11 protein-coding genes, 1 tRNA gene and 1 pseudogene are annotated in these 14,661 nt (G+C 60.3%); 5 read left to right on the top strand and 8 right to left on the bottom strand.

Annotation, left to right across the window (positions count from 1 at the left end; genetic code table 11):
- Window positions 1-2: 2 nt before the first annotated feature.
- From nuoF to C8N35_RS11965, 7 genes are all read right to left on the bottom strand, one after another.
- Window positions 3-1,307 carry an NADH-quinone oxidoreductase subunit NuoF gene (gene nuoF / locus C8N35_RS11995; RefSeq protein ID WP_107989916.1) on the bottom strand — a complete coding sequence of 435 codons (1,305 nt, stop codon included), beginning with the start codon at window positions 1,305-1,307 and terminating at the stop codon, window positions 3-5.
- 4 nt (window positions 1,308-1,311) lie between these two features.
- Window positions 1,312-2,457: an NADH-quinone oxidoreductase subunit NuoE gene (gene nuoE, locus C8N35_RS11990; protein WP_107989915.1), complete on the bottom strand. Its 1,146-nt coding sequence runs from the start codon at window positions 2,455-2,457 to the stop codon at window positions 1,312-1,314.
- A gap of 1 nt (window position 2,458) precedes the next feature.
- Window positions 2,459-3,643 carry an NADH-quinone oxidoreductase subunit D gene (locus tag C8N35_RS11985; protein ID WP_107989914.1) on the bottom strand — a complete coding sequence of 395 codons (1,185 nt, stop codon included), beginning with the start codon at window positions 3,641-3,643 and terminating at the stop codon, window positions 2,459-2,461.
- 9 nt (window positions 3,644-3,652) lie between these two features.
- Window positions 3,653-4,258: an NADH-quinone oxidoreductase subunit C gene (locus C8N35_RS11980; RefSeq protein ID WP_107989913.1), complete on the bottom strand. Its 606-nt coding sequence runs from the start codon at window positions 4,256-4,258 to the stop codon at window positions 3,653-3,655.
- A gap of 34 nt (window positions 4,259-4,292) precedes the next feature.
- A complete protein-coding gene (locus C8N35_RS11975; RefSeq protein ID WP_107989912.1) occupies window positions 4,293-4,871 on the bottom strand; it encodes a NuoB/complex I 20 kDa subunit family protein in 579 nt (192 codons plus the stop codon).
- Window positions 4,862-5,227 (bottom strand): NADH-quinone oxidoreductase subunit A, encoded by a 366-nt coding sequence (locus tag C8N35_RS11970; RefSeq protein ID WP_107989911.1) that lies wholly within the window; start codon window positions 5,225-5,227, stop codon window positions 4,862-4,864. Before C8N35_RS11970 ends, C8N35_RS11975 begins: the two co-directional genes overlap by 10 nt.
- Before the next feature lie 619 nt (window positions 5,228-5,846).
- Window positions 5,847-5,923: transfer RNA gene (locus C8N35_RS11965), tRNA-Asp, on the bottom strand.
- 450 nt (window positions 5,924-6,373) lie between these two features.
- Between C8N35_RS11965 and C8N35_RS11960 the strand changes: the two are divergent.
- A pseudogene (locus tag C8N35_RS11960) lies at window positions 6,374-7,939 on the top strand (methyl-accepting chemotaxis protein); the annotation flags it as partial.
- A 215-nt stretch (window positions 7,940-8,154) separates the two neighbouring features.
- On the opposite strand, the gene gfa reads toward C8N35_RS11960, so the two are convergent.
- Window positions 8,155-8,781, bottom strand: a complete 627-nt coding sequence (gene gfa / locus C8N35_RS11955) for an S-(hydroxymethyl)glutathione synthase (protein ID WP_107989909.1) — start codon at window positions 8,779-8,781, stop codon at window positions 8,155-8,157.
- Between the two features lie 856 nt (window positions 8,782-9,637).
- On the opposite strand from gfa, the gene C8N35_RS11950 reads away from it, so the two are divergent.
- The 4 genes from C8N35_RS11950 (at window position 9,638) to cls (ending at window position 14,634) form a co-directional block, all read left to right on the top strand.
- Window positions 9,638-10,195, top strand: a complete 558-nt coding sequence (locus C8N35_RS11950) for a hypothetical protein (protein WP_146177387.1) — start codon at window positions 9,638-9,640, stop codon at window positions 10,193-10,195.
- Between the two features lie 174 nt (window positions 10,196-10,369).
- The gene (locus C8N35_RS11945) at window positions 10,370-11,818 is read left to right on the top strand and encodes a cryptochrome/photolyase family protein (protein WP_107989907.1); all 1,449 of its coding nucleotides are present in this window, start codon (window positions 10,370-10,372) and stop codon (window positions 11,816-11,818) included.
- Window positions 11,819-11,978: 160 nt separating this feature from the next.
- Window positions 11,979-13,016 carry a cysteine synthase A gene (locus C8N35_RS11940; RefSeq protein WP_107989906.1) on the top strand — a complete coding sequence of 346 codons (1,038 nt, stop codon included), beginning with the start codon at window positions 11,979-11,981 and terminating at the stop codon, window positions 13,014-13,016.
- A gap of 163 nt (window positions 13,017-13,179) precedes the next feature.
- Entirely contained in the window at window positions 13,180-14,634 is a 1,455-nt protein-coding gene (cls, locus tag C8N35_RS11935; protein WP_107989997.1) for a cardiolipin synthase, read from the top strand.
- Window positions 14,635-14,661: the final 27 nt, after the last annotated feature.

Genomic DNA, 14,661 nt, shown 5'->3' with positions numbered 1-14,661 from the left:
CGCTACTCCGCCGCCGCCAACGGCGCTTCCGCCGGCTTGGCATTGCGCGTGAATTCGTCAATGCGCTGCTCGATCTCGGGGCGGAAGTGGCGGATCAGACCCTGGATCGGCCAGGCCGCCGCATCGCCGAGCGCACAGATGGTGTGGCCCTCGACCTGCTTGGTGACGTTGAACAGCGTGTCGATCTCGCTCTTCTGCGCCTCACCGCGGGCCATGCGTTCCATCACGCGCCACATCCAGCCGGTTCCTTCCCGGCAGGGCGTGCACTGACCGCAACTCTCGTGCTTGTAGAAATACGCGATCCGCGCGATCGCCTTGATGACGTCCGTGGACTTGTCCATCACGATCACCGCCGCCGTGCCAAGGCCCGACTGCTTGCCGCGCAACGTATCGAAATCCATGTCGAGTTCGTCGCATTCGGAAGCCGGCAGAAGAGGCACCGACGAACCACCCGGAATGATGGCCTTCAGGTTGTCCCAGCCGCCCCGAATGCCACCGCAATGCCTCTCGACAAGCTCGCGGAAGGGAATGCCCATCTCCTCTTCCACCACGCAGGGACGCTCCACGTGGCCGGAGATCGCGAAAAGCTTGGTACCGGTATTGTTCGGCTTGCCGAGCCCGGAGAACCATGACGCGCCCCGGCGCAGGATCGTGGGAGCGACAGCTATCGATTCCACGTTGTTCACCGTGGAGGGGCAGCCATAAAGACCGACATTGGCCGGGAAAGGCGGCTTCAGCCGTGGCTGGCCCTTCTTGCCTTCCAGGCTTTCCAGCAACGCCGTCTCCTCGCCGCAGATATAGGCACCTGCGCCGTGATGGACGATGATGTCGAAGTCCCAGCCATTCTTGTTGTTCTTACCGATCAGCTTCGCCTCATAGGCCTGATCGATCGCAGCCTGCAGACGCTCGCGTTCACGGATGAACTCGCCGCGCACGTAGATGAAGGCCGTATGCGCTCTCATCGCGAAACCGGCGATCAGGCACCCTTCCACCAGATGGTGAGGGTCGTGACGCAGGATCTCGCGGTCCTTGCAGGTACCGGGCTCGGATTCGTCGGCATTGACCACAAGATAATGCGGCCGTTCACCAACTTCCTTGGGCATGAAAGACCATTTCAGTCCTGTCGGAAAGCCGGCACCGCCGCGCCCGCGCAGGCCCGACGCCTTCATCTGTTCGATGATCCAGTCGCGGCCCTTTTCCAGAATGGCCTTGGTGCCATCCCACTGGCCGCGCTGCATAGCGCCCTTCAGCCCCCAATCGTGAAGGCCGTAGACATTGGTGAAGATGCGGTCTTGATCCTTCAGCATCGCCTCACCCCTTGCTCGTCGGCACGTCGCCGGCTTCGACACGCTTTGAGAACTCGGTTTCCTCGCCGGCCGCCAGGGCCTTGGCCTGTTCCACCCAGTTCTCGCGCTCGATCCGGCCGCGGAATGTCAACTTGCCGTCGATCCAGTTCTTCTCCACATCGCCCCAAGAGGCGATCTGGTCGAAATGAAAAACACCGAGATCGTTCAGCATACCTTCAATTTTTGAGCCCAAGCCTTTGATCTTCTTGAGATCGTCGGCTTTTCCGCCGCGCGGCGCCTTGAGAAGCTCAGGCTGCCCCTCCTCCGTCTCGGCGGCAGCCTTTGCGGCAGCCTTTGACGGTGTCTTGGCGGAAGCTGCTTTGGCGGCAGGCTTGCTGACCGGCTCCGCCTTGCCGGACGAAACCGCCTTTGCCGGCCTGGAGCCGACGCCGCCATTCATCGGCGCGCCGCCCGGCCCGCCATTGATCGAAGCCCCGGCGAAAACCCGAGAGGCCGCCTCGGCGCCGTTCACCACATGGGGAAGCGGATCAGCGCCCTTGGTATCGTCCTTGATCTCACCGAGCGTCGTCGCCCCTTCCAGAGGCGCCGCGAAGCGTCTGCCATTGGCGGGACCCGGCACCACGTCCTTGCCCGCCGCGATATCATCGAGCAGCTTCTCGAAATCTTCCGGCGTCAGATCCTCGTAGGTGTCCTTCCAGATCTGCACCATCGGCGCGTTGGAGCACGCACCGAGACACTCGACCTCTTCCCACGAGAAATTGCCGTCTTGGGACAAATCATGCGCATGAGCCGCGATCTTCTTCTTGCAGACCGCGATCAGACCGTCCGATCCGCGCAGCATGCACGGTGTCGTCCCGCAGACCTGCACATGCGCCTTCTTGCCCACGGGCGAGAGCTGGAACATGGTGTAAAAGGTGGCGACCTCGAGCACGCGGATATAGGGCATCCCGAGGAGATCGGCGACGCAGCGGATCGCCGGTTCAGGCAGCCAGCCGTCGTGCTGTTCCTGAGCGCGCCACAGGATCGGGATCACGGCCGAGGCCTGACGGCCTTCCGGATACTTCGCGATCTGCGCGTTCGCCCACTCCAGATTCTCGGGCGTCAGCGCGAAATCGGCAGGCTGTTCGGGGTGGAGGCGACGAACTGTCATTTTACCGGTCAACCTCTCCAAACACGATATCGAGCGAGCCGAGAATTGCCGAGACGTCGGCGAGCTGGTGGCCCTGACAAATGAAATCCATCGCCTGAAGATGCGCGTAGCCAGGCGCCTTGATCTTGCAGCGATACGGCTTGTTGGTGCCATCGGAAACCAGATAGACGCCAAATTCGCCCTTCGGCGCCTCGACGCAGGAATAGGTCTCGCCTTCCGGCACGTGGTAGCCCTCGGTGTATAGCTTGAAGTGGTGGATGAGCCCTTCCATGGAACGCTTCATCTCACCGCGCTTGGGCGGCACCACCTTGCCATCGCGCGAGGAAACGGGGCCACGCTCCACGGTCAGCTTCTCCAGGCACTGCTTCATGATCCGGATGGACTGACGCATCTCTTCCATACGGATGAGATAACGGTCGTAACAGTCGCCGTTCTTGCCGACGGGAATGTCGAACTCGAGTTCGGGATAGCACTCGTAAGGCTGGCTCTTGCGCAGATCCCAGGTCGCGCCCGAGCCACGCACCATCACGCCGGAAAAACCCCACTTCCAGCAATCCTCAAGGGTGACGACGCCGATATCGACATTGCGCTGCTTGAAGATGCGGTTTTGGGTGATCAGTCCGTCGATATCGGCGAGCGCATCAAGGAACGGATCGCAGAAATCCCAGATATCATCGAGCAGTGCCGGAGGCAGATCCTGATGGACGCCGCCCGGGCGGAAATAGGCCGCATGGAGGCGCGCGCCGCAGGCCCGCTCGTAGAAGACCATGAGCTTTTCGCGCTGTTCGAACCCCCAAAGCGGCGGAGTGAGCGCGCCGACATCCATCGCCTGCGTGGTGACGTTCAGCAGGTGATTGAGAATGCGCCCGATCTCGGAATAAAGGACACGGATAAGCTGGCCGCGCCTGGGCACCTCTATACCCAGAAGCTTTTCGACAGCCAGCGCAAAGGCATGTTCCTGATTCATCGGCGCGACGTAGTCGAGCCGATCAAAATAGGGCACGGACTGAAGATAGGTCTTGTATTCGATCAGCTTCTCGGTGCCGCGGTGCAGCAGGCCGATGTGAGGATCAACCCGGGTGACGAGTTCGCCGTCAAGCTCCAGCACGAGACGCAAAACGCCATGCGCCGCCGGATGCTGCGGACCGAAATTGATATTGAAGTTACGGACCTGCGCCTCGGCCATCGGATCGCCTCAGTTGGTCTTGGCTTTCTCATCGCCGGGAAGCACGTAGTCAGTGCCTTCCCAGGGCGAGAGAAAGTCGAAATTGCGGAATTCCTGATTGAGCCGGACAGGCTCGTAGACAACCCGCTTCTGCTCGTCGTCGTAACGAACCTCGACGAAACCCGTGAGCGGAAAGTCCTTCCTCAGCGGGTGACCGTCGAAACCGTAATCGGTGAGGATGCGGCGCAGATCGGGATGGCCCGTGAACAGCACCCCATACATGTCGTAAACCTCACGCTCGAACCAGTCGGCGCTGGGGAAAATCGATGTGACCGAAGGCACTGGACGGGCTTCATCCGTCATGACCTTCACCCGGATCCGCAGGTTCTGGCGCGGGCTCAGGAAATGGTAGACGACGTCGAAACGCTGCGGCCGCGTCGGCCAGTCGACACCGCAAATGTCCGTGAGATTGACGAACTGGCAGCGAACGTCATCGCGCAGAAAGCGGATCGTCTCAACGATCGATTCCACTGCTACGCGAACCGTAAGCTCCCCGTAGGCAACATCAAATCCAAGCACATCTTCGCCGCGGACTTGCGAGATGTATTCGCCTAGCTCCTGAAGCGTCTCGTCCATCGTGTCTGGAACCTGTGCGTCGTCGAGTGAGAAACTACCGTTCGATCGTGCCGGTACGGCGAATTTTCTTCTGCAGAAGCAGCACGCCGTAAAGAAGCGCCTCGGCTGTCGGAGGGCAGCCGGGAACGTAGATGTCGACCGGTACCACGCGATCACAGCCGCGCACCACCGAATAGGAATAGTGATAGTAGCCGCCGCCATTGGCGCACGAGCCCATCGATATGACGTAACGCGGCTCGGGCATCTGGTCGTAGACCTTGCGCAGCGCCGGCGCCATCTTGTTGGTAAGCGTGCCTGCCACAATCATCACGTCGGACTGGCGGGGGCTGGCGCGCGGCGCGAAGCCGAAGCGCTCCACATCATAGCGCGGCATTGAAAGCTGCATCATCTCGACCGCGCAGCACGCAAGACCGAAGGTCATCCACATCAGCGAGCCCGTTCGCGCCCACTGGATCAGATTGTCGGTCGACGTGACGAGAAAGCCCTTGTCAGCGAGCTCGTCATTCATGTCGAGGAAAAACGGATCGTCGGAACCAACCGGCTTGCCGGTGTTCGGATCGATTATCCCCTTGGGCTTTTGCGCCACCAGGGCTTCGGATGCGCTCAATCCCATTCCAGCGCTCCCTTCTTCCATTCGTATATGAAGCCGATCGTCAACACGGCAAGGAACACCATCATCGACGTGAAGCCGTACCAGCCGAGCTTGCCGAAAGTAATGGCCCACGGAAACAGAAAGGCAACCTCAAGATCGAAGATGATGAAAAGAATGGCAACCAGATAGAACCGGATGTCGAACTTCATGCGCGCATCGTCGAACGCATTGAAGCCACACTCATACGCCGAGTTCTTTTCTGCATCGGGGCTCTTGAAGGCAAGCAGGAATGGCGAAACGAGAAGGGCCAGACCAATGACGAGCGAAATCCCGATGAAGACGACGATTGGCACGTAGTCTTTCAGAAGATCTTCCATGGTCGAACATCCTTGCGCGTTGGTTCGGTCTAACCGCGCGGAGCCGGATTGGGAGAGGTGCGGGCGGAGAACCCGCAGCGCGACCCGGCCGGCATTCCGAACCGCCTCCCAGAATGGGCAGCGCGGCCGAGGCGCGACCGCACGCTTATCCCACTGGTTCTAACGTGGCAAGTCCCCTGCGGACGTTGATATCCGCGAGTTGACTGTATCTTGCCGCAGCGCACCACCACCAGCCGCAGAATTACGCGGTCGATACAGAATTTGCGAAATTTCCATAAGTGTCGCCACCGTGGCTGGCGCCGGGGCATGAAACACCTTCCTCAGGAGACGACTCAGAAAAGAATCCATCGCCTGTTCAATTACTTGAGTAAATTACTCAAGTTTAAAGCCACCGGGCTCCACACAAGGATGCCGCCCCTTCCCCGATCCAGGTCCGAACCAGAGAGCGGATCGCACGCTTCAGACCTGCGATATGGACCGACAGCACAGTATGCGCGCGACGACATTCAAGCGATTGAAGTATCGAAGGAGAACATGAAAGGGGGGATGTCCGGCCGTTCTACACGGCGCCGCGCCACTTCCCTTACTTGATTGGACCCTCAAGGGTTCCAGTGGGAAGTGGCGCGAGTGACGGGGCTCGAACCCGCGACCTCCGGCGTGACAGGCCGGCACTCTAACCATCTGAGCTACACCCGCGTTTCGAAGCGGCTGGCCGCTGCGAAGTGGGCTCGATGTACGGCGCGGTGCATCGGAAGTCAAGCGCCCGGAAAATCCGGCCGCGTCATTTTGACAAAAACTTTTCGTCCCGAGCCCGAGAAGCGACGTTTTTCCTCGCAATTCCGGGATCTTACACCTGTGGATAATTGCCACTCATCGCAATCTAGGCATCTTTTCCCAATACCGAGCCACACACGTATTGCTACCCATTGCATTTGCGCTTAGCCCGCAATCTTTCCTTAATTTACTCTCCCTTATGATCAAACGCTCATCGATCACCTAATATTGGCGCCTTCTCTGGAGCTATAAATGCCCATCCGAACCCCCCGCTCTCTCTCGGGAAAACTCTACGGCCTCGTCGTATTCTTCACTCTCTGTTTTGTCGTGATGCTGGCCTACCAGATGTACGCATTGTACACTAATCTGGAAGCGTTCAAGCGTACAGAGATCCGAAGCGTCGTCGAATCCGCGAAGAGTATTGCGGTCGCTTACGGACAGCGCGCCGAATCCGGCGAGATGTCTGACGAAGAAGCCCGTGCCCGCGCGCTCGCAGCCATTCGCGCAATCCGCTACAACGGAAAAAACTACGTTTTCATCTACCAGTCCGACGGCAACACCGTCCTGCGCCCCACGCGGCCCGAGCAGGAAGGCACCAGCCGATTTGACGTCAAGGATCCCGCCGGTCGCCACTATGTGCGCGATTTCATCAACGCGGCGACCGTTTCCGGCGGCGGATATGTGAACTATGGCTGGGAATCGCCGAAGAAGAAGACGTTCCAGAAAACCAGCTACATCGCCTACTACAAGCCGTGGGACTGGGTGTTCGGCTCAGGCGTCCTGATGGTCGACATGGAAACAATCTTCTGGAGCGAAGCCGTCAAGAGCGCGGGCCTGACGCTTGTCTTCATGGGCATCTCGCTCGCCCTCGCCTTCCTGCTCGCCCGTTCGCTCGCGAAACCCATTCGCCGGCTTAACCAGCAGATGGAAGCGATCGCCAACGACGTCCTGGAACATGAGGTTGAAGGCGTAGAGCGCACAGACGAAATCGGAGAGATGAGCCGCGCCGTGGCAGTCTTCCGAACGAACGCGCTGGAACGCCATCGCCTGGAGGGACTGAGCGCGGAAGCGCGCGCCGCGCGCGAGCAACGTCAGAACCAGATCGAGGCCATGATCACGGACTTCAAGGTGGACGTTGAAAACGCGCTCGACGTGGTCAACCAGAACTCCGGTCGGCTCGATGATGCGGCGAAATCGCTGAAGGCCAATGCGGCTCATACGGAAAGCAGCGCCGCGGATGCCTCGCAGGCTTCCGAAAGGGCCAGCCAGAACGTGCAGACCGTGGCATCTGCCGCCGAGGAACTGGCCGCGTCGATCGGCGAGATCACACGTCAGGTCTCTCAGAGCAACGAGGTGGTTTCCAAGGCGACCTCAAGCGCCAAGCAGTCGAACGCCAAGGTGGCAAGCCTCGACGAGGCGGCGCAAAAGATCGGTGAGGTCGTCAGTCTCATTCAGGCCATCGCCGAACAGACGAACCTGCTCGCCCTCAACGCCACGATCGAAGCCGCGCGTGCAGGCGAAGCCGGCAAGGGTTTCGCTGTCGTTGCTGCGGAAGTCAAGGAACTGGCCAACCAGACCTCCAAGGCGACAGAAGAAATCTCCGCCCACGTCGGCGCCATTCAAGGCTCCACTAAGGAAACAGTGGAAGTGATCGAGCAGATCGCCGCGATCATGGAGGAAGTGAACGGCTACACGACAGCTATCGCCGATGCCGTTGAGCAACAGGGACTTGCGACCGCGGAGATCTCGGAAAACGTCCAGGCGGCCGCGTCCGGCACGCGCAAGGCCAGCGACAACATGATTCAGCTGACCAACACTGCGACCGACACCACACGCACGGCCGAGTTCGTACTCGACGCCTCCGGGCAGATGTCTTCAAGTACCGCGGATCTGAGCAAGCGCATCAATCACTTCCTCAGCCGCGTTGCCACCACCTGAACGAGATCGTGTCATAAAGGGCCGATTGAAAGACCGGCCATACGTAACGCCCCTGACCGCCGCGAGCCTCTCGCGGCGGTCTTTTCATTTTTAACTTCAGACATGGAAAACCCGACCGCTCGTTCACTGACACTGCATCATCGATACGATCTCGCTGAAGCTCAGGTTGGCCGCCCCTTGCGGCGCGCTGCGCCATCCCAAACTGCCATTTGCGTTCAGGCGGCTTTGCTTTTGGCGGCATGGGCGGCGATGGCATCCATAAGCGGTGGAGACAGGCAGTCATAGGGCTCCAGGCCGAGCTCGTGCAGACGCCCGCGAATCTCGCCCATGCGCTCCGCCGGTGTTCCCGTTTCGATGATGGATGACACGAAGGCGGCGAATTGCGGGGGCGACCAGCCGCTTTCGTCTGACAGTTCGGTGTGGACGAAATCCAGACCGTAGAATGGATGCTCGGAATTCTCGATGCGGCCGAACATGTGCACGCCGCATTCCCGACAGGCATGACGCTGGATTGCGGCGGCAGGATCGACGATCTGTAGCTTGTCGCCGTTTGCAATCACCTCGACCTTGTCACGGGACACGACCGCGATCTGGGCAAACAGCGCACCACGCGGCTTCCAGCACTTGCTGCACCCACAGACATGATTATGTGCGGTCTGGGCGCTCACCCGCACCTTCACCGGATTGCTCTTGCAGTGGCAGGTCAGAACTCCGCCGTTGAAGTTTGCAGATCCCGGCTTCACCCCACCATCGACGGCAGGATGTATTTTGACATGGGCGTAGCGGGGCGCCTTCGTTTCCGCTTCTGCGCCATTGCCGAACAGCGAACTCAGAATACCCATTCAGGATCCTCCCCATTGTTCCCGCTCCTTGCGGGTTCCGTCGACCGGAAAGATCGACGGACGGTCGTGGTTCGGACGATCGATACACGGTTCGATCACGCGGCCACTCGACCCGGCCCGCGCGGAAGCGGGATGACACCGGCCTCCTCCGGACCGGTAACCTTCAGGGTAGCGCGGCCAGGGCGTTCACTACTATCGTACGAAGGACCAGTATTTATGACAGAACGTCTTGTCCCTTACCTGGCACCCATCCCCCACCCGCGGCTGCCGATTCACGCGGAACCGCGAACTCTCACGTTTTGTTTACAGCGCACTTTATGCGAATGCATGCTCAGCGGAGATTTTGATACAAAATGACTTTGGATCCTTCAGGCAAACCACACGCATCCGATGCAAGATAGTCCCACACAGCAGTCGGAGCGCGTGTTGTCACGGCCCTTCAAAATGGCAGCGCACTCAGCTTTCGTAGCGAATTATGGGAACCAAGTGGCGTCTAACGCGGTTATTATGACGTAGGTCACACAATGGAATGCGCAAGTAGATCATGTTGGCTGTCAGCCGCATGGAATTATTACGGAGTGAAAGCGTTGCGCCTGATCCATGCAATCTGGCCCGGTCGATGACCCGATAGAGGTTACGACCCGCTCGCGCGGCGATACTGCGCATTGCCCGGGAGGCAGTCATGAATGGAAAACTGAATAGCGATCGATCGTTTCAACTGCTGACCAGCCGTCTCCTTGCGGTTGCAGGGATGGCCGTCACGGTCCTGGCGACAAGCCTCATGACAGTTGCAATCTCGGCGCCTGCTCTCGCCGAAACAAAACTGTCCGACGCGTTCGCCGGTAAGGACGGAGGGATGGAAACCTCGTCAATCGTCGACGGCATCACGAATGCCAACGGCCGGGGAGATCGTCTGGCCGTAACCGTGGCCCGCGTTGCCGGACACGAGGATGCGGCCGACGCAACGCGCAACATGGATATCTGGGTCGGCGAAGTGTCGTTGAAGGGTCGCAAGGCCGTCTGGGTCGAGCTGATCGACGACTATGGCGAGGTGGTCTACGACGCGGAGGTCAAGAAGAACGAGACACATCTTCTGCCTGATGGTCGCGCGATCGTCGTTCGCGCCCTTCCGGACGGCACGCAGATCGCCAAGGTGGACAGCCGCCGTGTCGCCTCTGATGCCAATCTCGTCGTGACGCGGCGCGTGGTCGATGAAAATGATACGCCGACATCCGTCGAGTTCTTCGAGGAAAAGACGCAGGACAATACCCATCACGAGAACGCGGATACCGCACTTGTTGCGCTGGCCCGCTTCGGTGAGCGCGTCTGGGAAGCCGTTACCGCTTTCGTCAGTGGCACGGCCGACAACATCCGCTATGCGTTCAGATGGGTCATGGACGTCGTTGCCGCGTGATCGAAGGGCGGTCGTAGCCCGGAAGTACCCGGCCGACCGGCAATCAATGCCGGCCGGTCTTTCTCTTTACCGACCCGCTAGAGACCCGGCCACCATTGCCATATCCCGCGCCGGCACTCTATAGCCCCGAACGTTCCCTTTTCCCTCTCCCCCGGCAAAGCTGACGAGCAAGAAATGTCCCCCTCCCGTCCGCACATAGTGTGGTTTCGTGACGACCTTCGGCTATCCGACAATCCGGCGCTGACCAGAGCCGCCAGTTCGGAAGCACCGATCGTCGCCTTGTACCTGCTCGATGAAGAGACGCGGCGCCCCCTCGGTGGCGCGGCGCGATGGTGGCTCGCTGGTTCGCTGCGGGCTCTGGAAAAGGATTTGCGCAAACGTGGCATTCCGCTGGTCTTGCGACGCGGGCCGGCCATGGAACACCTTGTCGACCTGGCCACCTCGCTAAAGGCGCAGGCGGTCTTCTGGAACCGGCGCGCGGGGGCGGATAGTGAGGCCGACGAGGATAAGTCCCTTGTCGGAGCCCTGAAAAACCGAGGAATCGATTCAGCACATTTTCAGGCGAACGTTCTGTTCTCAACAAATGACCTGAGAACGAACTCTGGCGCGGCCTACCGGGTATTCACCCCGTTCTGGCGCGCTGCCTGCCGCCTGTCGCCCGAAAGGCCCCTTCCCATTCCTAAGGCAATGAGCGGATGGGAAGGTGAGATATCGGGAGACATACTGGACGCATGGTGCCTCCGACCGACAGCACCTGACTGGGCCGGCGGCATCGCCGAGGCATGGACGCCGGGCGAAGAAGATGCGCAACGGCGTCTACAGGTCTTTCTCGGACATCCGGTTCTTGATTATGCCGAGGGGCGCGATTTTCCCGCAGAGGCGGTTACCTCCCGGCTCTCCCCCTCCTTGCGGTTCGGAGAAATATCGCCGCGCCAGATCTGGCACAGCGTCAAGGCCGCCCAGAGCTCGGGTGACATTCCCGACCGTGCAGGCGAGAAGTTCCTGGCCGAGCTCGGCTGGCGCGAATTCTGCCATCAGCTGCTCGCAGCGCATCCTGCCCTCGCCGTTCGAAATTTCAATTCCGACTTCGACCATTTCCCCTGGGCCGAGAATGAGGTGGCGCTGGCGCGCTGGCAGGAGGGCCGGACGGGTTATCCGGTTGTGGATGCGGGCATGCGTGAACTGTGGGCCACCGGGTGGATGCACAATCGCGTGCGGATGATCACCGCTTCGTTCCTGACCAAACACCTGCTGATCGACTGGCGCGCTGGCGAGAAATGGTTCTGGGACACGCTCGTTGATGCGGATCCGGCCAACAATCCGGCCGGCTGGCAATGGGTCGCCGGTTGCGGCGCGGATGCCGCCCCATATTTTCGGATCTTCAATCCGGTGCTCCAGGGAGAGAAATTCGATCCCGACGGCGCCTACACGCGACATTGGGTGCCCGAACTGGCACTTCTCGACAAGCGCTGGCTCCATCACCCCTGGGATGCTCCCGAAGCGGCTCTGAAGTCGGCCAAGATCACGCTGGGGCAGACGTATCCGTCCCCCCTCGTCGACCATTCGAAAGCCCGCAAGCGTGCGTTGGCGTCCTATGAGGAAATGAAGCGCGCGCGTTCGTAAGGCTCTCCCGCGCCATCGCGGGCAAACCGGTTTCCGCAAATCGCCACCTTGCGCCCGTTATTTTTCCTCGCATCGGCGTGAGGTAAAAACCGGTTCGCTTGATGGAGGGGAAAGCGAGCATTAGCTTGGCCTTCCTTGAACCATAAATCTCCGAGGAAACATGTCCATTTGCCCCTCTGTCGTGGATGCGATCGGCAACACGCCGCTTATCCGTCTGAACCGGGCTTCCGAACTGACCGGTTGCGAAATCCTCGGCAAGGCCGAATTTCTCAACCCCGGTCAATCGGTAAAGGATCGCGCGGCACTCTTCATCATCCGCGATGCGATAGAGCGCGGCGCCCTGGGACCGGGTGGGGTCGTCGTGGAAGGCACGGCGGGCAATACCGGCATCGGGCTGGCGCTCGTGGGAAATGCTCTGGGCTTTCGTTCGGTGATCGTCATCCCCGAGACGCAGAGCCAGGAAAAGAAGGACATGTTGCGGCTGGCCGGTGCGACGCTCGTTGAAGTGCCGGCGGTGCCCTACAAGAACCCCAACAACTACGTGAAAGTGTCCGGTCGTCTCGCTGCGCAGATGGCGCAAAGCGAACCGGCCGGTGCGATCTGGGCGAACCAGTTCGACAACGTTGCCAACCGTCGCGCGCATATCGAAACGACGGGTCCTGAAATCTGGAACCAGACGGACGGCAAGATCGACGGGTTCATCTGCGCCGTTGGTTCGGGCGGAACGCTTGCAGGCGTCGCCATGGCGCTCAAGGAGCGCAACAAGGATATCAAGATCGGCCTCGCCGATCCGATGGGAGCCGCGCTCTACAGCTACTACACAAGCGGCGAGTTCAAGTCGGAAGGCAGCTCGATCACCGAAGGCATCGGCCAAGGACGGATCACCGCGAACCTGGAGGGGCTACCTCTCGACTTCCCCTTTCAGATCGCCGACGAAGAGGCGCTGCCCGAGGTCTTTCATCTTCTGGAACACGAAGGCCTGTGCCTCGGCGGATCGTCGGGTGTAAACGTCGCCGGCGCAATCCGGCTCGCGCGCGAGCTGGGGCCCGGCCACACGATCATCACCGTGCTTTGCGATTTCGGCAACCGGTATCAGTCGAAGCTCTTCAACCCCGACTTTCTCCGCTCCAAGGGGCTGCCCGTGCCGGCGTGGATGGAACGCAAGACGGAGATCGCCGTTCCCTACGAACCGACATGAGGAAACCTCTTGCGATCGCATTGATATTGGCTGATCAGCATGAATAGTCTCGGGAGCGGCTCGCCTCCCTGGTGTCACAGAGCGGCCTCATAACGCTCGCGACACCAGGAACAACACGGCAGAGACCCGAGGCGAGCGGAAACATGATGGGTGGATGGCGACCATGACGGCTTTGATAGAGAAGGTCGGCATCGCCATCCCTGTCGTAATCGTTCTTTTCTTTTATACTCTGGCGGCCGTGTGCGCGGTGCGCGAGCTTCTCTACGGACGCAGCTCGCAGGGCTCGATCGCCTGGCTCCTGTCGCTTTTCTTCTTTCCCTACCTGACCGTGTTTCTCTATCTCGCTTTCGGATGGAAACGGTTTGACGACTATGTGCGCGTGCGCAGGCGTACAGGTGGCAGGCTTCCAAAGTCGGGCAGCGATGAGCCGGGGAGCGATTTGCGCATCATCCACCGTGCGGATCGCGCATCGGACACCTGGACACTTCTGGCCAACATCTCCCATCTACCGTTTCTGGATGGCAACGAGGTCGAGGTCCTGATCGATGGACAGGCAACCTACGATTCGATCTTCGAAGGAATCCGCGCGGCCGAAACCTACGTGCTGCTTCAGTTCTACATCATCCGCGACGACCGTGTCGGCCGCGAGCTTGCCCGGTTGCTGATGGAGAAGGCGCGCGCGGGGCTCACCGTGCTGCTTGTCTACGATGATATCGGTTCAGCCGGACTGCCGCGCCGCTACCTGAGCAAGCTGGAAGAGGCCGGCGTCCTTGTCTGCGGCTTCAACCGCAGCCGTCCGATGTTCTCTTTGTTGAGACCGTTCCGCATCAACTTCCGCAACCATCGCAAGGTCGTCATTGCCGATGGGCGACAGGCATGGATCGGAGGTCTCAACATCGGCAACGAGTATCTTGGCGACACGCCCGCGTTCAAACACTGGCGGGACACACATGTGCGCGTGTCCGGTCCGGCAGCGCTGGCAGCCCAGATATCCTACGCCGAGGACTGGCGTTGGGCGACAGGTGAAACGCTTCCCGTCACCTGGCCCGATCCCATACCGCATGCTGACGGCGAGCCAGTGCTGATCATGCCATCGGGACCGGCAGATACCATAGAGACAAGCGCCATCGCCTTCACCGAGGCCATCGGACAAGCGCGCAAACGGCTATGGATCGTCAGCCCCTACTTCGTGCCCGGAGACGATATCCAGACGGCACTGGCCGCTGCCGTGCTGCGCGGCGTCGATGTCCGGCTCCTCGTCCCCTATCGCCCGGACAACTGGTTCGTAGGCCTTGCCAGCGACTGCTTCGCCGAGACAATGGCCGCACAAGGCGTGCAGGCATACTTCTACAAGGCCGGGTTTCTGCACCAGAAGGTCGTTCTTGTGGACGATCGGCTGGCGAGCATCGGCACGGTGAACTTCGACAACCGCTCCTTCCACATCAATTTCGAGATCACCTTGTGGCTTACGGCCCCCGGTTCGATTGCCTTCATCCAGCGGATGCTCGAAAACGACTTCTCCCACAGCGTCAATCTTCAGCCGGCCGACTTCCAGACAAGACCCCGGTGGCGCCGGCTTGCGAGCAGGTTTGCGCGCCTCTTTGCGCCGCTGCTTTGAGAGCGGTCGCTGGCCAAGGGCTATTTC

The sequence above is a fragment of the Breoghania corrubedonensis genome, assembly GCF_003053845.1.
GTDB classification, from domain to species: Bacteria; Pseudomonadota; Alphaproteobacteria; order Rhizobiales; family Stappiaceae; genus Breoghania; species Breoghania corrubedonensis.
Note: the sequence above shows the minus strand (reverse complement) of the source record. Positions and strands in the feature narration are given on the sequence as shown.